This window comes from Streptomyces sp. NPDC023723 (assembly GCF_040639815.1).
Lineage (GTDB): Bacteria > Actinomycetota > Actinomycetes > Streptomycetales > Streptomycetaceae > Streptomyces.
The window spans coordinates 352,504-371,802 of record NZ_JBFAAP010000001.1 but is presented as its reverse complement, the minus strand read 5'-3'; the positions used below and the strand labels follow the sequence as shown (position 1 = coordinate 371,802).

16 protein-coding genes are annotated in these 19,299 nt (G+C 72.1%); 10 read left to right on the top strand and 6 right to left on the bottom strand.

Features of this window, described 5'->3' with window-relative positions; genetic code table 11:
* Positions 1-74: 74 nt before the first annotated feature.
* Entirely contained in the window at positions 75-2,843 is a 2,769-nt protein-coding gene (locus AB0G32_RS01800; protein ID WP_361156685.1) for a penicillin acylase family protein, read from the bottom strand.
* Positions 2,844-3,127: 284 nt separating this feature from the next.
* On the opposite strand from AB0G32_RS01800, the gene AB0G32_RS01795 reads away from it, so the two are divergent.
* The 6 genes from AB0G32_RS01795 to AB0G32_RS01770 all read left to right on the top strand — a co-directional run bounded on the left by AB0G32_RS01795 (position 3,128) and on the right by AB0G32_RS01770 (position 9,140).
* The gene (locus tag AB0G32_RS01795) at positions 3,128-4,657 is read left to right on the top strand and encodes a potassium/proton antiporter (RefSeq protein WP_361157148.1); all 1,530 of its coding nucleotides are present in this window, start codon (positions 3,128-3,130) and stop codon (positions 4,655-4,657) included.
* Positions 4,658-5,059: 402 nt separating this feature from the next.
* Entirely contained in the window at positions 5,060-6,394 is a 1,335-nt protein-coding gene (locus AB0G32_RS01790) for an MFS transporter (RefSeq protein ID WP_361156683.1), read from the top strand.
* Positions 6,395-6,461: 67 nt separating this feature from the next.
* On the top strand, positions 6,462-6,776 hold the full coding sequence (locus AB0G32_RS01785) for an FmdB family zinc ribbon protein (RefSeq protein WP_361156680.1): 315 nt from the start codon (positions 6,462-6,464) through the stop codon (positions 6,774-6,776).
* Positions 6,777-6,855: 79 nt separating this feature from the next.
* Positions 6,856-7,725: an S-methyl-5'-thioadenosine phosphorylase gene (locus tag AB0G32_RS01780; RefSeq protein ID WP_361156677.1), complete on the top strand. Its 870-nt coding sequence runs from the start codon at positions 6,856-6,858 to the stop codon at positions 7,723-7,725.
* A gap of 164 nt (positions 7,726-7,889) precedes the next feature.
* Positions 7,890-8,468 carry a hypothetical protein gene (locus AB0G32_RS01775; RefSeq protein WP_361156674.1) on the top strand — a complete coding sequence of 193 codons (579 nt, stop codon included), beginning with the start codon at positions 7,890-7,892 and terminating at the stop codon, positions 8,466-8,468.
* Positions 8,469-8,666: 198 nt separating this feature from the next.
* Entirely contained in the window at positions 8,667-9,140 is a 474-nt protein-coding gene (locus AB0G32_RS01770; protein ID WP_361156672.1) for an MscL family protein, read from the top strand.
* Between the two features lie 13 nt (positions 9,141-9,153).
* On the opposite strand, the gene AB0G32_RS01765 is transcribed toward AB0G32_RS01770, so the two are convergent.
* The gene (locus AB0G32_RS01765) at positions 9,154-9,333 is read right to left on the bottom strand and encodes a hypothetical protein (protein WP_361156669.1); all 180 of its coding nucleotides are present in this window, start codon (positions 9,331-9,333) and stop codon (positions 9,154-9,156) included.
* A 41-nt stretch (positions 9,334-9,374) separates the two neighbouring features.
* Here AB0G32_RS01765 and AB0G32_RS01760 point away from each other — a divergent pair, with 41 nt between their 5' ends.
* Positions 9,375-10,409: a P1 family peptidase gene (locus AB0G32_RS01760; protein WP_361156667.1), complete on the top strand. Its 1,035-nt coding sequence runs from the start codon at positions 9,375-9,377 to the stop codon at positions 10,407-10,409.
* Between the two features lie 146 nt (positions 10,410-10,555).
* Here the strand turns inward: AB0G32_RS01760 and AB0G32_RS01755 are convergent, their stop codons facing one another.
* On the bottom strand, positions 10,556-11,578 hold the full coding sequence (locus AB0G32_RS01755) for an aldo/keto reductase (protein ID WP_361156664.1): 1,023 nt from the start codon (positions 11,576-11,578) through the stop codon (positions 10,556-10,558).
* A gap of 364 nt (positions 11,579-11,942) precedes the next feature.
* Here AB0G32_RS01755 and AB0G32_RS01750 point away from each other — a divergent pair, with 364 nt between their 5' ends.
* A complete protein-coding gene (locus AB0G32_RS01750) occupies positions 11,943-13,148 on the top strand; it encodes an Ig-like domain-containing protein (RefSeq protein WP_361156662.1) in 1,206 nt (401 codons plus the stop codon).
* A 177-nt stretch (positions 13,149-13,325) separates the two neighbouring features.
* Complete coding sequence (locus AB0G32_RS01745) at positions 13,326-14,168, top strand: DUF6227 family protein (RefSeq protein ID WP_361156659.1); 843 nt, start codon at positions 13,326-13,328, stop codon at positions 14,166-14,168.
* 67 nt (positions 14,169-14,235) lie between these two features.
* Here the strand turns inward: AB0G32_RS01745 and AB0G32_RS01740 are convergent, their stop codons facing one another.
* The 3 genes from AB0G32_RS01740 to AB0G32_RS01730 all read right to left on the bottom strand — a co-directional run bounded on the left by AB0G32_RS01740 (position 14,236) and on the right by AB0G32_RS01730 (position 18,138).
* A complete protein-coding gene (locus AB0G32_RS01740) occupies positions 14,236-16,287 on the bottom strand; it encodes a fructose-specific PTS transporter subunit EIIC (protein ID WP_361156657.1) in 2,052 nt (683 codons plus the stop codon).
* 145 nt (positions 16,288-16,432) lie between these two features.
* Entirely contained in the window at positions 16,433-17,380 is a 948-nt protein-coding gene (gene pfkB, locus AB0G32_RS01735) for a 1-phosphofructokinase (RefSeq protein WP_361156655.1), read from the bottom strand.
* Positions 17,377-18,138: a DeoR/GlpR family DNA-binding transcription regulator gene (locus AB0G32_RS01730; protein WP_361156653.1), complete on the bottom strand. Its 762-nt coding sequence runs from the start codon at positions 18,136-18,138 to the stop codon at positions 17,377-17,379. The genes pfkB and AB0G32_RS01730 overlap by 4 nt, the downstream gene beginning before the upstream one ends.
* A gap of 181 nt (positions 18,139-18,319) precedes the next feature.
* On the opposite strand from AB0G32_RS01730, the gene AB0G32_RS01725 reads away from it, so the two are divergent.
* Positions 18,320-19,291 (top strand): YafY family protein, encoded by a 972-nt coding sequence (locus AB0G32_RS01725; protein ID WP_361156651.1) that lies wholly within the window; start codon positions 18,320-18,322, stop codon positions 19,289-19,291.
* The last annotated feature ends 8 nt before the right edge of the window (positions 19,292-19,299 follow it).

Here is a 19,299-nt window from a genome sequence, read left to right as displayed (position 1 = left end):
CAGGAGTAGCAGCGGTGTCCGTGCCGCTGTCGGTCCTGGGCTGGTCGGTGGTGATCCTCCCTGAAGGTGTGCCGCTACGGCTTGAGCACCAGGGTGTCGCTCGTGCTCTTGTCGACCGCCGCGTCGGTGAACGACCAGGGCAGCAGTTCGCCCTCGGCCCACTTGTCGGTCTGGTCGGTGTAGTGGGCGCTGAAGGCGTGCCCGGAGGCGCCGGAGAGGTTGATCCACCGCGACTTGTCGAGGTCGTCGAGGTTGACCACCATCCGCATGGACGGCACCCAGAGCACGCCGTACCCGCCGGCCGCGTTCCACCCGGTGGCGTTGACGGCCGCCTCGCCGCCGCTCAGCTCCCAGGGGCCGCGGTTGAGGGCGTACTTCAGGAAGCTGGGGCCCTCGGTGCCGAGCGTCTGGTTCTTCAGGAACAGCCGGTGCAGCCGGCCCCAGCTCCAGGTGTCGATGTCCTTGCCGAGCTTGGCGGTCAGCTCCCAGCGGGCGTCGACCATGGCCCGCTTGAACAGGTCGTCGCGGTTGTTCTCGGCGCCCTTGCGGGTGCCGTTCGCGGGCGTCGTCCACCAGTCGCTGTCGGTGTCCTTGAGCAGCGTGCGGACCACCTCGAACCAGCGGTCGCCGCCGTCCGGCTGGGCCTGGTCGGCCTCGCGCTGGCCGCACTCGCGGACCTTCTGCGTCTCGTCGGCGGGCCCGGTGGTGTTGACCGGGTCGACCCACAGGCACTGGCCCTTGACCCGCAGCTCCTTGGGCAGCTTGTTGCCGAAGGCCAGTTTGACGATGTTGCGCCAGGTGGCGTTGAAGTACGCGGCGGCGGCCGAGTCGGCGTCCTGGGTGTAGTCCCAGCCCTCAAGGAGCTTCTGCGCCTCGCGGACGTCCGGGTCGTCGACGTCGATCTTCAGCAGGTAGGGCACCAGCAGTTTGGCGATCTCGCTGCTGTTGTCCAGCTGCATCTGGCGCATGTCGTCGGTGGAGACCTTGCCGCCGTCCTTGATCTTCTGCTCGATCAGGGAGGTGATCCGCTGGCTGCGGGTCCCGTAGCCCCAGTCGGTGGTGAGGGTGTACGGGTACTTGTCCTCGTCGACGACGGCCTGGTTGGCGGTGACGATGTAGCCGCGCTCCGGGTTGTACTCGTAGGGCAGTTCGTCGTCCGCGATGTACTTGCCGGTCCAGCGGTAGTCGGGGTCCCAGCCGGGCGCCGGCAGCGAGCCGTCGTGGCCGTCCGCGCGGATTGGGATCTGGCCGGGCAGCGTGTAGCCGATGTTGCCGTCGGTGTCGGCGTAGACCAGGTTCTGCGAGGGCACGTCGAACTTGGCCGCCGCCGCGCGGAACTCGTTCCAGTCGCCCGCGCGGTCGATCTCGAAGACGGCGTCCATGGAGGTGCCGGCCTCCAGGGCGGTCCAGCGCAGCGCGACGCCGTAGCCGTCGCCGCGGTCGGGGGCGGCGGCCTCGACGCCGGCCTTCTTGCCGACCTTGACCAGTTCGTCGTCGCGGTCGGAGAGCAGCGGCCCGTTGTTGGTCTCCCGGACGACGATCTTCTTCGACTTGCCGCCGGCGACCTTGATGGTCTCCTCGCGGGTCTCGAAGGGGACCACCTTGCCGTCGTACTGGTAACCGTCGCCGGTGATCTTCTCCAGGTAGAGGTCGCTGACGTCGACGCCGGAGTTGGTCAGACCCCAGGCGATCTCCTGGTTGTGTCCGATTATCACGCCGGGCATGCCCGCGAAGGTGTAGCCGGTGACGTCGTACTGGCACTTGGCCGAGACGCTGCGGCAGTGCAGGCCCATCTGGTACCAGACCGAGGGCAGCGACGGCGACAGGTGCGGGTCGTTGGCCAGCAGCGGCTTGCCGGTGATGGTGTGCTCGCCGGCGACCACCCAGGAGTTGGAGCCGATGCCGTCACCGTTCACGCCGACGGCGGTGGGCAGGTCGTCCAGGACGTCCTGGAGGCCGGAGAGCTGGCTCTGCAGCACGGTGGAGCCGGAGGTGCCGGCCGAGTCGGAGACGGTCGTGCCGGACGTGCCGGAACTGTCGCCGGTAGCGCTGTCGCCGCCCTCGAAGGTGCCGGTCAGCTCGTTGTACTGGCCTTCCTGGACGATCGCCTTGTTGCGGTCGTAGGGGTAGTCCGGGTACAGGTCGGCGATCTGCTCCGGGCCGAGCCGGCTGGTCATCAGGGCGCGGTCGATCTCGTCCTGCATGTTGCCGCGCAGGTCCCAGGCCATCGCCTTGAGCCACGCGATGGAGTCGACCGGGGTCCACTCCTCGGGCGTGTAGTCGTTGGTGAAGCCCAGGGCGGCGTACTCCAGCGAGATGTCCGCGCCGTCCTTGCCCTTCAGGTAGGCGTTGACCCCCTTGGCGTACGCCTGGAGGTACTGCTTGGTGGAGTCGGAGAGCGTCTCGTCGTACTCCTTCTGCGCCACCCGGTCCCAGCCCAGCGTGCGCAGGAACTCGTCGTTGTCGACCTGCCCCTTGCCGAACATCTCGGACAGGCGCCCCGAGGTCATGTGCCGGCGCACGTCCATCTCGTAGAACCGGTCCTGCGCCTGGACGTAGCCCTGCGCCATGAACAGGTCCGTGTCGGAGGAGGCGTAGATCTGCGGGATGCCGTACGAGTCGCGCTTGACGTCGACCGGCCCCGACAGGCCGTCCAGCGTGATCGATCCCTTGGTCTGCGGGAAGGAGGCGCGGACGGTGCTGATGGACCAGTACGCCCCGTAGGCGAGGCCGCCGATGACGGCCAGCACCAGCACGAGGACCATCAGTCTGGCTCTGCGCCCCTTCTTCCTCGCGGACTTGGCGGGCCGGTGGCCCGAAGAGGCGGTGTTGGTGGGGGGCATCGCTGTCCTTGCTGTCCTAACACGAGCGGCAGGGGCGGGCTGTGCTTTCTGCTGCGCTGCTTTTCTTCTGCTGCGTGCGCTGTCTACTGCGCGCGCTGTCTACTGCGTGCGCTGTCTTTTGCGCTTCCGACTGACTGAACGCTGGAGCAACCATAGGCGCAGGGCCTGGCCGCCCTTGACGCGGAGTCGGGAACCGGCACGGACGGACGTTCGATCATGCCAAGGCGAGCGTCAAGAAAACGTCAAGAGTTAGGTAAGGTAACGAAGTACTTGTCCCGTTCGTCATATGCCGGAAGGAACGGCCCCTGACTGTCCACCACCTCAACCAGCTCCTGCTCGTCTGCTCGCTCGTGCTGCTCATCGCCGTCGCGGCGGTCCGGATCTCCTCACGCAGCGGGCTGCCCAGCCTGCTCGTCTACCTGGCCATCGGTATCGCCATGGGCCAGGACGGCATCGGCGACGTCAAGTTCGACAACGCCGAACTGACCCAGGTCATCGGATACGCCGCCCTGGTGGTGATCCTGGCCGAGGGCGGCCTGGGCACCAAGTGGAAGGAAGTGCGGCCCGCCCTGCCGGCCGCCTCCGCGCTGGCCCTGGCCGGCGTCGCGGTGAGCGTCGGCGTCACCGCGGCGGGCGCCCACTACCTGACCGGGCTGGAGTGGCGGCAGGCCCTGATCATCGGGGCGGTGGTGTCCTCCACCGACGCCGCGGCCGTCTTCTCGGTACTGCGCCGCATCCCGCTGCCGTCCCGGATAACCGGCACCCTGGAGGCCGAGTCCGGCTTCAACGACGCCCCCGTGGTCATCCTGGTGGTCGCCTTCTCCACGGCCGGCCCCATGGAGCACTGGTACGTGCTGGTCGGCGAGATCTTCCTGGAGCTGGCCATCGGCGCGGCCATCGGGCTCGCGGTGGGCTGGCTGGGCTCCTGGGGGCTCAGGCACGTCGCGCTGCCCGCCTCCGGCCTCTACCCGATCGCCGTCATGGCGATCGCCGTCACCGCCTACGCGGCCGGCGCCATGGCGCACGGCAGCGGCTTCCTCGCCGTCTACCTGGCCGCCATGGTGATGGGCAACGCCAAGCTGCCGCACTGGCCGGCCACCCGCGGCTTCGCCGACGGGCTCGGCTGGATCGCGCAGATCGGCATGTTCGTCCTGCTCGGCCTGCTGGTCACCCCGCACGAACTGGGCGACGACATCCTGCCCGCCCTCGTCATCGGCCTGGTGCTCACCATGGTGGCCCGGCCGCTGAGCGTCGTGCTGTGCCTGCTGCCGTTCCGGGTGCCGTGGCAGGAGCAGACCCTGATGTCCTGGGCGGGACTGCGCGGCGCGGTGCCCATCGTGCTCGCCACCATCCCCATGGTGCAGGGCGTCGACGGCAGCCAGCGGATCTTCAACATCGTCTTCGTCCTGGTCGTCGTCTACACCCTCGTCCAGGGGCCGACGCTGCCGTGGCTGGCCCGCAAGCTGCGGCTGGGCGGCGGTTCCGGGGCGGCCGACCTCGGCATCGAGTCGGCGCCCCTGGAGCGGCTGCGCGGCCACCTGCTCTCCGTCGCGATCCCCGAGGGGTCGAGGATGAGCGGCGTCGAGGTGGCCGAGCTGCGGCTGCCGGCCGGGGCCGCGGTCACCCTCGTCGTCCGCGACGGCACCTCCTTCGTGCCGCTGCCCTCCACGGTGCTGCGGCTCGGCGACGAACTCCTCGTCGTCGCCACCGACCCGGTCCGGGACGCCGCCGAGAAGCGGCTCCGCGCGGTGGACCGCGGCGGCAAGCTGGCCGGCTGGCTGGGCACCGACGGGGAGGACGTGGGGGCGGGGTGAGGGGGCGGGGGCGGGCTCGCGGGGCCGGGGCCGGGGCCGGGGTTAGGTGTGTTTCCGCCGGGTTTCCGTTCCGGGGCTGGGTGTGGGTTCCGCTCCGGGGCTGGTGCGGGTTCTGTTCCGGGGCTAGGTGCGGGTTCTGTTCCGGGGCTAGGTGCGGGTTTCGCTCCGGGGCTGGTGCGGGTTCCGTTCGGGGGGCCCGGTGCGCACGTCGCTGTATACAATGGGCCGGTCACCTGATCGAACCAACTCTGCCTGACGCAGAGCTGGCGCGACCGTATGGCGGCCGGGCTGCACCTGTTCGACGGCTCCGGTATCTACCGCAGTCCGCGCAAGAGGACAGCTCTCGGCGCCCCACCCCCTTACCGGGGAACCGCGCCACCAGGCGGCAGAAAGGCACGGACCGTGGCACCCACGGTCACCCCGTCGGCGGAGCCCAAGGGACGCCCGGGTTACGGGCAACTGCTGCGCACCCGCGGCGCCTGGACCTTCCTGGTCCCCGGCTTCGCCGCCCGCCAGCCCTTCGCGATGCTGACGATCTCCATCGTCCTCCTCGTCCAGCACACCACCGGCTCCTACGGGGCGGCGGGCGCCGCCGCGGCCGTCACCGGTGTCTCCATGGCGCTGTTCGCCCCTTACAGCGGCCGGCTCGCCGACCGGCACGGGCAGCGCGCCGTGCTGGTGCCCGGCGTCCTGGTGCACGTCGCCTCGGGCCTGGTCCTGACGGTGCTGGCCCTCGCGGACGCGCCCCTGTGGGCCCTGTTCGCGGCGGCGGTGCCCACCGGCGCCTCGGTGCCGCAGATCGGCCCCATGGTCCGCGCCCGCTGGGCGGTACGGCTCAAGGACTCGCCGCTGCTGCCCACCGCGGCCGCCTTCGAGTCCGTCACCGACGAACTGACCTTCGTCGTCGGCCCGCTGCTGGCCACCGCCCTGTGCACGGCCCTGCACCCGGCCGCCGGCCTGATCACGGAGGCCGCGCTGACCCTGCTGGGCGGCCTGCTCTTCGCCGCGCAGAAACGCACCCAGCCGTCCGTCGGCCCGGACGGCCCGGGCGAGACGGACGGCGCCGGCGGGACGGACGGCGCCGGGCGGGGCGACGGGCACGCGCGCGTGCGGCACGTTCCGGCGCTGCGCGTCCCCGGGGTGCGGATCCTGGCCGTGGCCTTCCTGGGCATCGGTTCGGTCTTCGGCGGCATGCAGGTCGCGCTGGCCGCGTTCACCGAGTCGATCGGCGAGCCCGGTCTGAACGGCGCCCTGTACGGCACGTTCGCCGCGGGCAACATGCTCTCCGGTGTCGTCTGCGGCGCGATCGCCTGGCAGACGGCGCCGCGGCGCCGCCTCCTCGTCGGCTACACCGCGCTGGCCCTGACCGCGTCCGGCCTGTGGGCCGCGCAGTCGGTGCCGCTCCTGGCGGGCCTCGGCCTGCTGGTCGGCATGTGCATCGCGCCCACCCTGATCACCGGCTACACCCTCGTCGAGTCGCTGGTCCCGGCCGGCGCCCGCACCGAGGCGTTCACCTGGCTGACCGGCGCCGTCGCGCTCGGCCAGGCGGCCGCCGTCACGGTCGCCGGACAGCTGGAGGACAAAGCCTGGGCGGGCGCCGGATTCCTGGTGCCGATGGGCGGCACGGTGCTCGCCCTGGTGACCCTCCTGGCGCTGCGCTCCCGGCTGTCGGTGCCGCCGCACGGGCGGACCGTGGCACGTGGCGTGGGTCACCGCGAGCCCGCCGCAGTGGACTGATCCCCGGGAATACGTCACTATGGACCGTCGTTAGCACTCATCGAGTGAGAGTGCCAGGAGGAAGACAGTGCCGACGTACCAGTACCAGTGCACCGAGTGCGGCGAGGGCCTCGAGGCGGTGCAGAAGTTCACCGACGACGCTCTTACCGAGTGCCCCAATTGCGGTGGCCGCCTGAAGAAGGTGTTCTCGGCCGTCGGCATCGTCTTCAAGGGCTCCGGCTTCTACCGCAACGACAGCCGCGGCTCGTCGTCCAGCAGTTCCCCGGCGGCGTCCGCGAAGTCGACGTCCTCGTCGTCGGACGCGAAGCCGTCGTCCTCGTCGTCCTCCGACTCCAAGTCGTCGGGCTCGAGCACCTCCTCCAGCAGCAGCTCCGCCGCCTGAGGACCCATGCCCCGCAGGACCTCGCCGTCGTCCGACGGCGGGGTCCTCGGCGTTGTCGGGGGCGGTTAGGGTGCGGTCCATGGCGAACACGGCGCACGACGCACACCCGGCACCCGAGGCGCATGCCGAGATCGGTGTGATCGGCGGCTCCGGTTTCTACTCGTTCCTCGACGACGTGACCGAGGTCCGGGTGGACACCCCCTACGGGCCGCCCAGCGACTCCCTCTTCGTCGGCGAGGTCGCCGGCCGGCGGGTCGCCTTCCTTCCCCGGCACGGCCGCGGCCACCATCTGCCGCCGCACCGGATCAACTACCGCGCCAACCTGTGGGCGCTGCGCTCGGTGGGCGTGCGCCAGGTCCTCGGCCCCTCGGCGGTGGGCGGACTGCGCCCCGAGTACGGACCCGGGACGCTGCTGGTGCCCGACCAGTTCGTCGACCGCACCAGGTCCCGGCCCTCCACCTACTTCGACGGACTGCCGCTGCCCGACGGCACCGTGCCGAACGTGGTGCACGTGTCGCTGGCCGACCCGTACTGCCCCACCGGACGCGCCGCCGCGCTGAAAGCGGCCCGCGGACAGGACTGGGAGCCGGTGGACGGCGGCACCCTCGTCGTGGTCGAGGGGCCGCGCTTCGGGACCCGCGCCGAATCGCTGTGGCACCGGGCGCAGGGCTGGTCGGTGGTGGGCATGACCGGTCATCCGGAGGCGGCGCTCGCCCGTGAGCTGGAGCTCTGCTACACCTCGCTGACCCTCGTCACCGACCTCGACGCGGGCGCCGAGAGCGGCGAGGGCGTGTCGCACGACGAGGTGCTGCGGGTGTTCGCCGCCAACGTGGACCGGCTGCGGGGTGTCCTGTTCGACACGGTGGCCGCGCTGCCGGCCGCCGGGGAGCGGGACTGCGGGTGCGAGCGGGCGCTGGGCGGGATGGATCCGGGGATCGCGCTGCCGTGACGTGCTGGCGCGTTCTGGGGGTTCGGGAGTCGGGAGTGGAACGCCTCCTTCGGGTGAGCGGGTTTTCCACAACCCGTCGGTAGTCCACGGGGCCCGGCGGGCGGAAGCGCGAAGCCTCATCGTGGTGGGCGCAAGCCGGTCCCTCGTCACAGGTGGTGGTCACCGTGTCCGACAGCCCATCCTCTTCTCCCTTCGCTCACCGTCCGCCGGGTACGGACGCGCCGCCCACCTGTGAGGTGCCGCACTTCGCGCCGGTACGGGTGCGCGGCGGGCGGCACCAACTGCGCCGGCTGCTGCGGCATCGGCGGCGCGCCGTGGCCGCCGGGCTGGCCGTCACCGCCGCGGCCCTGGTGGCGGCGGGCCCGCACCCGGGCGCCGACGCCGACCGGGACGACCGGCGGGCGCGCGGGCATCCGGTGAGCGGACGGGCACCGCAGCGTGCCGTGCCCCGGCTGGTGTCGGCGCCGGTGCGGATCGCCGACGCGGCGACGGTACGGCTGCTGCGGCCCGGCGACCGGGTCGACGTGGTGGCGGGCGGGACCGCGGGCGGGGCCACTGTGGTCGCCCGGGGTGCGCGGGTGACGGAGGTGCCGCAGAGCGTGCCGGCCGCCCTGGACTCCGACGGTACGGACGGTGGCGGCGGGGCGGGCGGTGCGCTGGTGGTGCTCTCGGTGCCGCGCGACACGGCGGCCCGGCTGGTCGGCGCGGGCGCCGGGTCCCGACTGGCGGTGACCCTGTGCTGAGTTCGACACCACGGTTGGGTTCGGCACCACGGTTGAACTCGACACCCCGGTCGAACTCGACATCACCGTTGAGTTCGACATCACCGACTCCGTCAAGTCCCTCGTTCGGGTGGCCCGATTGGACAGGGTGGACAGACGCTGACGTAGGTTGCGGAGCGTTTTGTTCCACAAGCTGTTCATGCGAGGAGTGCGCCCGAGGTGAGCGAGAAGAAGCCGAGTGTCTGGCAGGGCTTCAAGGCCTTCCTGATGCGCGGGAACGTCATCGACCTGGCCGTGGCGGTCGTCATCGGCGCCGCCTTCACCAACATCGTGAACTCGGTGGTGAAGGGGGTCATCAACCCGCTCGTCGGAGCATTCGGCACCAAGAGCCTGGAGCACTACAGCTCGTGCCTCAAGGCCCCCTGCAAGGTGGCGGACGACGGCACGGTCACCAGCGGCATCCCGATCCTGTGGGGCTCCGTGCTCGGCGCCACCCTCACCTTCGTGATCACCGCGGCCGTCGTCTACTTCCTGATGGTCCTGCCCATGTCGAAGTACCTGGCCCGGCAGGAGGCCCGCCGCAGGGCCAAGGAGGGCACTCAGGAGGTCATCGAGGTGACCGAGCTGGAGGTGCTCAAGGAGATCCGGGACGCGCTGATCGCGCAGCGCGGGTCGGGGCACGACCAGCGGTAGGACGGCGCGGCGCTCACAGGTGGTGCGGCGGCTTCTCGTCGAGGAAACGCTTCAGATCGGCCGCGGCGTCCTTGTCGCCCGGCCGCTCGCCCCAGCCGCGGTCGGTGTCGTCCGCGGACTGCTGGTCCAGCGGATCGTCGAAGATCAGCGCCGGCTTCGGCGCGCGCGGCTCGGGGTCGGGGGCGGTGCTCATGTCTCCAGGGTACGGCGCCCGCGCCGGACCACACTGGCGTCATGACAGTTGACGCATTGACGGACGTCGCCGGTCTGCGGGTGGGGCACGCGACACGGATCGGCGACGGGTGGCTCACGGGGACGACGGTCGTGCTGGCGCCGCAGAGCGGTGCGGTCGCCGCGGTGGACGTGCGCGGTGGCGGACCCGGCACCAAGGAGACCGACGCGCTCGATCCGCGCAACGTGGTGCAGCGGGTGGAGGCCGTCGTCCTGACCGGCGGCAGCGCCTACGGCCTGGACGCGGCGTCGGGCGTGATGGCCTGGCTGGAGGAACGGGGCCGGGGGGTGCGCGTCGGTCCGGGCCCCACGCACGTGGTGCCGGTCGTGCCGGCCGCCTGTGTCTTCGACCTGGGGCGCGGCGGCGACTTCCGGGCCCGGCCGGACGCGGCGACCGGCCGGGCGGCGGTCGAGGCGGCCGACGCGAGCGCGCCGGGGGCTGCCGTGGCCGAAGGGTGCGTGGGAGCCGGTACGGGAGCCGCACTCGGGCTGCTGAAGGGCGGGGTGGGGACCGCGAGCACCGTCCTGGACTCGGGGTACACGGTGGCGGCGCTGGTGGTGGCCAACGCGGCGGGATCGGCGCTGAACGCGGAACGGGGGGTGTTGTACGGGGAGTTGATGCTGGGCAACGACGTGGCGTATCCGGCGGCGGAGGTGCGCGAGGCGGCCCGGCGCCGGCTGGCCGAGGTCGCGCGGACGAACACGCTGCCGCCGCTGAACACGACGCTCGCCGTCGTCGCCACCGACGCCGGCCTGTCCAAGGCACAGGCCCAGAAACTGGCCGGCACCGGGCACGACGGCATCGCCCGAGCGGTACGCCCCGCGCATCTGCTCAACGACGGGGACACGGTGTTCGCCATGGCGACCGGAGACCGTCCGCTGGACGCCGCCCAGCCGCTGGCCCTGAACGAACTGCTGGCAGCCGGCGCGGACACGGTGACACGCGCCATCGTCCGAGCGGCACACGCGGCCACCTCGGTGACCGGGGCGGGCGGGACCTGGCCTTCGTATCGGGGGCTGTATTCGGGGGCTGTATGAGGGGCGACGGGGGCGGGACGGGAAGGGAGGGGGGCGGGTGGGAGGGGGCCGGGGGGGAGGGGAGGGGGCCCGGGGGGGGCGGCCCCGGCGACGGAGCGGGCTTGTACGGGATCGGCAGGTGCGGGACCGGGCCACCCGGGCCACCGTCAGGCGGCGGTGCGTTCGTCGAGGGGTCGGCGGCGGAGGTGGCGCTGGAGGCCGGGGGGCGCGTAGGCCATGTCGAGGGTGCCGACGTCGCTGCCGGGCGGGACGATCTCGTCGATCCGGTCCAGGATCTCGTCCGTGAGCGTGACGTCGGCGCCGGCCAGCAGGTCGTCGAGCTGCTCCATGGTGCGCGGTCCGATGATGGCGCTGGTCACGCCGGGATGGGCGATCGCGAACGCCATCGCGAGGTGGGTCAGCGGCAGGCCCGACTCCGCGGCCAGCGGGATCAGTTGCTCGACGGCGTCGAGGCGTCGCTCGTCGCTGAGGTGCTTGAAGTAGGCGGCGCGGCGCAGGTCGGTCTGCCGGCCCTTGCGGATCCGCCCGGTGAGCATGCCTTGGGCGAGCGGGCTCCACACCAGCGTGCCCATTCCGAAGCGCTGGGTGACGGGGAGCACCTCCCGCTCGATGCCGCGGTTGAGGATCGAGTAGGTCGGCTGTTCGGTGCGGAAGCGTGCCAGGCCGCGCCGCTCGGCCACCCACTGGGCCTCGACGATGTCGGAAGCGGGCATCGTGGAGGAGCCGATGGCGCGGACCTTGCCGTCGCGGATCAGGTCGGTCAGCGCGGAGAGGGTCTCCTCGACGTCGGTGTCGGGGTCCGGGCGGTGGATCTGGTACAGGTCGATGTGGTCGGTCCCCAGGCGGCGGAGCGAGTTCTCGACGGCGGTCGTGATCCAGCGCCGGGAGTTGCCCCGCCGGTTGGGGTCGTCGCCCATCGGCAGGCCGAGCTTGGTGGCCACGACGACGTCGGCGCGCCGCCCCTTCAGTGCCTTGCCAAGGATCTCCTCGGACTCGCCGTGCGCGTAGACGTCGGAGGTGTCGACGAAATTGATGCCGGCGTCCAGCGCCTTGTGGATGATCCGGACCGAGTCCTCGTGGTCCGGGTTGCCGATGGCGCCGAACATCATCGCGCCGAGCGCGTAGGGGCTGACCTTGATGCCGGTACGGCCGAGGGTGCGATAGTGCATGCGGTGTGCTCCAGGGTTGGCGGCCGGGGCAGGCGGTCGGCGCACGGGGCGTCGTGCGACGCGGCCTGGTGCCACGCCCCGAACCTAAACGGAATGACGTTCCGGATGCGGTCGAATATACGGAACGTCGTTCCGGATGGGCAAGTGCGGTTTCCAGTAAGCCGCTAGCCAGGAAGCCGGGAAATTGGAAGCCGGAGGCCCGGGGGCTGGCGACCCGGGGCCGACGCCCCGCCCCCGTCGCTTTGTCGCGGTTCTGTCACGCGGCGGCCTCTGTCGGGAACGGCGGGAACCCCATCGCCCCGGGAGCGCTCCTCTCCCACGTACCCGAACGGATCGCATACTTCACACCAACCTGGAGCAGCCCGTGACAACGCCGGACATAGCAACGCGGCGGCGCGCACTGGGGGTCAGTGCCGTCCTGATGGTCGGCGCTCTCGCCCTCACCGCCTGCGGCGGCAACGCCAGCGCCGACATCGGCGCCGACGCCAAGGCGGCGGCCGCCGAGATCGCCATCTCGGCGAAGGACGGCTCGACCGGCGCGTCGATCAACAACACCGAGGTCGAGGTCGGCGACGGCACGCTGACCGCCGTACGCATGACCGTGGTGGGGTCGGACACGGAGGTGCCGGGGAGTCTGGCCGGGGACGGGGCGAGCTGGAAGCCGAAGGAGCAGTTGGAGCGCGGCACGAAGTACCGGATCACGGCGGCGGCGAAGACGGACGACGGCCAGAAGCTCTCCGCCGACTCGACCTTCACCACCGTCTCCGCGGACGACAGCTTCATCGGGACGTACACGCCGGACGGCGGGGCGACGGTCGGCGTGGGGATGCCGGTGTCGTTCACGTTCGACAAGGCGATCACCGACAAGAAGGCCGTGCAGTCGCACATCAAGGTCACCTCCAGCAGCGGGCAGAAGGTGGTCGGGCACTGGTTCAACGGGCAGCGGCTCGACTTCCGGCCCGAGGAGTACTGGAAGTCCGGCTCGAAGGTGACGACGAAGATCGACCTGGACGGGGTCGAGGGCGCCGACGGCGTCTACGGGGTGCAGCAGAAGACGGTCACCTTCACCGTCGGCCGCTCCCAGGTCTCCACGGTCGACGCGGCCACCCAGACCATGACGGTGGTGCGCGACGGCAGCACCGTCAAGACGGTCCCGATCTCGGCGGGCAGCCCGGAGCACACCACGTACAACGGGCAGATGGTGATCTCCGAGAAGTTCGAGCAGACCCGGATGAACAGCCAGACGGTCGGGCTGGGCGGCGAGTACGACATCCCGGACGTGCCGCACGCCATGCGGCTGACCACGTCGGGCACCTTCGTGCACGGCAACTACTGGTACAGCAAGAGCAATCCGCCCTTCGGCAGCCAGGGCACCAGTCACGGCTGCGTGGGCATGGCCGACGTCCAGGGCGCGCAGGGCGACACCGACGCGGCGTGGTTCTACGACAGTTCCCTCGTCGGCGACGTCGTGATCGTCAAGAACTCGGCGGACAAGACGGTCGCGCCGGACAACGGGCTCAACGGCTGGAACATGGCCTGGAGCGAGTGGACCGCAGGAAGCGCCGTCTGACCCAGCCAAGTACCGCCTGAACAGCAGATTTTGAGCACACGCGGCTCCGCGCGGGAACTTTTCGCGCGGGCCGCGTGTTTTTCATGCGTACGTTTTCTCGGTTCCCGGACATGATGTCCGACCGAGGGGCTACCGTATGCACCCACAAGGTGACATGCAGCAACGCCGGGAGAAACCTTGAGCGTTCCGTACGAGACCGCAGCGTACGAACCATCCGAGTCGCCCGAGTCTCCTCAGGAGCACCTCGCGCGACTGCTCGGGCGTGCCCTGAACTCGTTCGAACTGCCCGACGACACGCTCAGCGCGCTGGACTGCGCGCTGGCGCACGACGCCTCGCTGCACTCCGCGCACCACAGCGCGGGGCTGCACCGCGAGACGTACCGGCACACCTGGCTGCTCGTCGACGGCTCCGCGCTGACTCTCTGGGAGCTGGTGCACAACACCACCCCGGGCGGCGAGGCGGAGCACGAGGTCTACGTCGACGACGAGGAGCTGCGCGCCGCCACCGCCCGGCTCCCGCTGCCCCCGGACGCCCCGGACCCGCAGGACCCGCTGGATCCGTTGAACGCGCCGGACCCGCTGAACGCGCCGGGTCTGTCCGACTCGTTGGACCCGCCGGACTTCGAGCTGCCGGTGGCGGTCCAGGTGGAGCTGGCCGAGCTGTTCTCCGTGCCCGTCGCGCAGCTCGGCTATCTGCCCGACGGTTCGGCGGACCACGCGCGCCGGCTGCTGCGTCGCGCGGAGAACGCGGACCGGCCCGGCGCGGACACCGCCGAGCGGCTGACCACGGCGTTCGCGCACCAGATCACGCAGGCGTTCGGCCGCCCCGGCCGCGCGGGCCGGGCCGGACTGCCCTTCTCGCTGTACGAGCACGCGTTCCTGCTCCGGGGCGGCGAGCAGGTCTCCCTCTGGGAGGTCGAGCACACGGCGACGCCCGACGGGCGGCACATGTGCGAGGTGTACGTCAGCGAGGACGCCGCCCGGCGGGCGATGGAGCGGCGGGCGGCCCGGCTGTCCTGACACGGCCGGTGCGGCTGTCCTGACACGGCCGGTGGTGCGGTGCCTGGGCGGCCTCCGGTCCGGGCTTCTACGCCGTCACCGTCTTCGTCTCCTTCGTCTCCTTCGTTTCCTTCGCCGACGAGGTGTCCCGCGGTTCCCCGGCCGTCCGTGCCCCCGGCGCCCGGGTGCGCAGGCCTTTCAGCAGCACCACCAGGGCCGTGGTGACCGAGACGCCCGCCGCGACGGCGACCAGGTACAGCAGCGGGCTGCCGATCAGCGGGACCACGAAGACCCCGCCGTGCGGGGCGCGCAGAGTGGCGTCGAAGGTCATCGACAGCGCGCCGGTGAGCGCGCCGCCCGCCATCGAGGCCGGGATGACCCGCAGCGGGTCGGCGGCGGCGAACGGTATCGCGCCCTCGGAGATGAAGGACGCGCCCAGCACCCAGGCGGCCTTGCCGTTCTCCCGTTCGGTGGCGTCGAACAGCCTGCCGCGCACGGTCGTCGCCAGCGCCATCGCCAGCGGCGGGACCATGCCGGCCGCCATCACCGCCGCCATGATCCTCATCGCGGAGTCGCTGGGGTCGGCGACCGCGATGCCGGCGGTGGCGAAGGTGTAGGCGACCTTGTTGACGGGACCGCCCAGGTCGAAGCACATCATCAGGCCGAGCAGGGCGCCGAGCAGCACGGCGTTGGTGCCGGACAGTCCGCCGAGCCAGTCGGTCATCGCCCGCTGCGCCGAGGCGATCGGCTTGCCGATCACCACGAACATCAGGAACCCGATGACCGCCGAGGAGATCAGCGGGATCACCACCACCGGCATGATGCCGCGCAGCGGGGCGGGGATCCGTATCCGCTGGACGGCCAGCACCACCGCGCCGGAGAGCAGTCCGGCCGCCAGTCCGCCGAGGAAACCGGCGTCGATGCTCAGCGCGACGGAACCGCCGACGAAGCCGGGGACCAGGCCGGGGCGGTCGGCCATGCCGTAGGCGATGTACCCGGCGAGTACGGGGACGAGGAAGCCGAAGGCCACGCCGCCGATCTGGAACAGCAGCGCTGCCCAGCTGTCGGTCTGGGTCCACTGGAAGTGGTCCATGACCGAGGGGGCCTTGTTGATCTCGTAGCCGCCGATCGCGAAGCCGAGGGCGATGAGCAGACCGCCGGCCGCGACGAACGGGACCATGTAACTGACGCCGGACATCAGCCACTTGCGGAGCTTGGAGCCGTAGCCCTCGTCGTGGCCGCCGGTACGTTCGACGGGGGTGGTGCCCGCGGTGACCTCGCCGCGCGCGGCCTTCGCGCGGACCTCGGCGATCAGCTCGCCGGGGCGGTTGACGGCCGCCTTGACCCCGGTGTCGACGGTGGGCTTCCCGGCGAACCGGGCCTTGTCGCGCACAGCCACGTCATGGGCGAGGAGCACGCCGTCCGCCGCGTCGATCAGCGCGGGGTCCAGGCGGGTGAAGCCGGCCGATCCCTGGGTCTCGACGACGAGTTCGACGTCCCCGGCGGCGCGGGCCGCGTTCTCCAGGGCCTCGGCCGCCATGTAGGTGTGGGCGATGCCGGTGGGGCAGGAGGTGACGGCGACGATACGGAAGGGGGCGGCGCCGGCGCCGGTGGCCTGGGCGGGTTCGGCCGTCTCCTCGCTCACGCCGGCCCCAGTGACCCCGGAAGCCCCAGTGACCCCGGAAGCCCTACTGGTCCCGGAAGCCCTCTCCTCCCCCCGGACCAGCGCCACCGCCTCCCCCGGGTCCGTCGCCGCCCGCAGCGCGGTCGTGAACTCGGCGTTGGTCAGCTGCCGGGCCAGTGCGGAGAGGATCGTGAGGTGCGCGTCGTCGGCGCCCGCCGGCGCGGCGATCAGGAAGATCAGGTCGGCCGGGCCGTCCGCCGCGCCGAAGTCGATTCCCGCCGTACTGCGTCCGAAGGCGAGCGTCGGCCCGGTTACGTGCGCGCTGCGGCAGTGCGGGATGCCGATGCCGCCGTCCAGGCCGGTCGGCAGTTGTGCCTCGCGGGCGGCCACGTCGGCGAGGAAGCCGTCCAGGTCGGTCACCCGGCCCAGCGCCGCCATCCGCCCGGCGAGGGCGCGGGCCGCGGCTTCCTTGGTGTCGGCACGGAGATCTAGATCGACCAGTTCCTCGGTGATCAAGTCACTCGAGTCGCTCGGCTCACTCAGGCCACGTGCCAGATCACTCGGCTCACTCAGGCCACGCGCCAGATCACTCGGCTCACTCGGGTCACCTGACACATCGCTCGGCTCACTCGGTCCACTCATCGCGGGCTCCTTCGCGGGGTCATGACACCGTTTCCTGCAAGGGGCGGTCCACCGGCACCTCTGCCGTGACCCTGACGGCACCCGGGTCCAGGTCGGCCGGGGTGGGCATCACGCTGCCGGGCAGGCCGACGGCGGCCGCGCCGTGCGCGAGGGCTGAGGCGAGGGCGTCGGGCCCGGCGCCACCGGCGATCAGGAACCCGGCGAGCGAGGCGTCCCCGGCCCCGACGTTGCTGCGTACGGCGGCCACCCGGGCGGTGCCGAACCAGGTGCCGGCGTCGGACACCAGCAGTTGGCCGTCGGCGCCGAGGCTGGCCAGCACGGTCCGGGCGCCGCGGCCCCGCAGTTCCCCGGCCGCCCGCACCGCGTCCCCGACGGTGGCCAGCGGCCGGCCGACGGCCTCGGCAAGTTCCCCGGCGTTGGGCTTGACCACGTCGGGCCGCTCGGGCAGCGCCCGCAGCAGCGCGGGTCCGGAGGTGTCCAGGGCGATCCGGACGCCGGCGGTGTGCGCGCGGGCGACCAGTTCGGCGTACCAGGAGGGGGCGAGGCCGCGCGGCAGGCTGCCGCAGCAGGCGATCCAGTCGGCGTCGCGGGACCGCGAGCGTACGGTCTCCAGGAGGAGTTCTTGTTCGGCGGCCGACAGTTCGGGGCCGGGGGCGTTGATCTTCGTGAGGACGCCGGCCGCCTCGGCGAGGGCGATGTTGGAGCGGGTGGCCCCGGCGACCGGTACCGCCGCGACCTCGATGCCCTGCGCGTGGAGCAGGTCGGCGACGAGCGCACCCGGCGCCCCGCCGAGCGGCAGTACGGCGACCGTGCGGCGGCCGGCGGCGGCGGTCGCCCGGGAGACGTTGACGCCCTTGCCGCCGGGGTCGACGCGTTCGCCGGTGGCGCGGACCACTTCGCCCCGGTCGAGGGAGGGGACCTCGTAGGTGCGGTCCAGGGACGGGTTGGGGGTGACGGTGAGGATCATGCGCGTACCACTTCCGGGCCGCCCTGCTCGATGGCGGCGGCGTCGTCCGGGCTCAGCCCGCTGTCGGTGATCAGCAGGTCCACGTCGGCCAGCGCGCCGAACCGGGCGAAGTGCTCCTGCCCGTGCTTGGTGGAGTCGGCGAGCAGCACCACGCGGCGGGCGGCGGCGACGGCGGCCCGTTTGACGGCGGCCTCGGCGAGGTCGGGGGTGGTCAGGCCGTGCGCGGCGGAGAAGCCGTTGGCGGCCACGAAGGCGGCGTCGGCGCGGATCTCGCCGTACGCGCGCAGCGCCCAGGCGTCGACGGCGGCCCGGGTGCGGTGCCGGACCCGGCCGCCGACCAGGTGGAGCTGGATGCCGGGGTGGTCGGCGAGACGGGCGGCGGTGGGCAAGCTGTGGGTGACGACGGTGAGCGTCGCCCCGGGCGGGACGGCGGCGGCCAGCCGGGCCACCGTGGAACCGGCGTCCAGGATCACCGTGCCGTCGGCCGGCAGTTCGGCGAGGGCGGCCCGCGCGATGCGGTCCTTCTCGTCGGCGGCGGTGGACTCGCGTTCGGCGAGGTCGGGTTCGAAGTCGAGGCGGCCGGCGGGGAGGGCGCCGCCGTGCACGCGGCGGAGCAGTCCGGCGCGGTCCAGGGTCTTGAGGTCGCGGCGGATGGTCTCCGCCGTCACCTGGAACTCCTCGGCCAGCGACACCACATCCACCCGGCCGCCGTCCCGGGCCAGCCGGAGGATCTCCTGCTGCCGCTCCGGTGCGTACATGTGCGTCTGCCTCCGACCGTGCCCGAGCGTGTGGTTTCGGGGGAGGCTATGTCCGGTGGCCCGGAAAGTAAACAGGATCGGGCATGTACGGGCGCAAACGGGCATGGCTGGCCAGGGGAATGGGTCAGCAGATCGGTCAATAGGTCAGTTCGTGTCCTAGCCGTGCGGCATCCTCCCCCTCATGACCACGGACACTCCGGCCCGGCTGCTCGCGCTCCTCTCCCTGCTCCAGACGCCCCGTGAGTGGCCCGGCGGCGAACTCGCCGAGCGGCTCGGGGTGTCGCGGCGCACGGTCCGGCGGGACGTCGAGCGGCTGCGGGAGATCGGCTATCCGGTGCGGGCGACGATGGGCTCGGACGGCGGGTACCGGCTGGTCGCGGGCAAGGCGATGCCGCCGCTGGTGCTGGACGACGAGGAGGCCGTGGCGATCGCGGTCGGGCTGCGGGCCGGTGCCGGGCACGCGGTCGCGGGCGTGGAGGAGGCGTCGGTGCGCGCGCTGGCCAAGCTGGAGCAGGTGCTGCCGTCCCGGCTGCGTCACCGGGTCACCACCCTCCAGGCCGCGACCACACCGCTGACCAGCGGGGACGGTCCGACCATCGCGCCCGAGACGCTGACCGCGATGGCCTCGGCGGTGGCCGGCCGGGAGCGGCTCCGGTTCGCCTACCGCGCCGCCGACGGCACCGCCACCCGGCGCCTGACCGAGCCGTACCGGCTCGTCTCGACCGGCCGGCGCTGGTATCTCGTCGCCTTCGACCTGGACCGCGCCGACTGGCGGACCTTCCGGGTCGACCGGGTCGGCGAACCCTTCCCGACCGGCGCCCGCTTCACCCCGCGCGAACTGCCGACCGGCGACGCGGCCGAATTCCTGCGCCGCTCCATGCACCGGCGCGGCGACGCCTACGAGGTCCAGGTCACCTTCGCCGCACCGGTGGCCGCCGTCGCACCTCGGCTGCCGGGGTGGCTGGACCGGCCCGAGGTCACGGACGGCGGCGCCTCGTGCGTCCTGCGGGCCACCGTGACGGACCCGGTGGAGTGGCTGGCGGTACGGCTGGCCCTGCTCGGCATCGACTTCCGGGTGGACGAGCCGGCGGAACTGGTGGAGTGCGTACGGGGGATGGGGGCGCGGCTCGGGCGGGCGGCGGGGGGTGAGTGACGGGCACC

Coding starts and splice junctions, on each gene's coding strand:
- AB0G32_RS01755 (WP_361156664.1), bottom strand. CDS start 11,578: ATGCACTATCGCACCCTCGGCCGTACCGGCATCAAGGTCAGCCCCTAC.
- AB0G32_RS01760 (WP_361156667.1), top strand. CDS start 9,375: ATGACAGTTGACGCATTGACGGACGTCGCCGGTCTGCGGGTGGGGCAC.
- pfkB (WP_361156655.1), bottom strand. CDS start 17,380: ATGATCCTCACCGTCACCCCCAACCCGTCCCTGGACCGCACCTACGAG.
- AB0G32_RS01780 (WP_361156677.1), top strand. CDS start 6,856: ATGGCGAACACGGCGCACGACGCACACCCGGCACCCGAGGCGCATGCC.
- AB0G32_RS01800 (WP_361156685.1), bottom strand. CDS start 2,843: ATGCCCCCCACCAACACCGCCTCTTCGGGCCACCGGCCCGCCAAGTCC.
- AB0G32_RS01725 (WP_361156651.1), top strand. CDS start 18,320: ATGACCACGGACACTCCGGCCCGGCTGCTCGCGCTCCTCTCCCTGCTC.
- AB0G32_RS01730 (WP_361156653.1), bottom strand. CDS start 18,138: ATGTACGCACCGGAGCGGCAGCAGGAGATCCTCCGGCTGGCCCGGGAC.
- AB0G32_RS01765 (WP_361156669.1), bottom strand. CDS start 9,333: ATGAGCACCGCCCCCGACCCCGAGCCGCGCGCGCCGAAGCCGGCGCTG.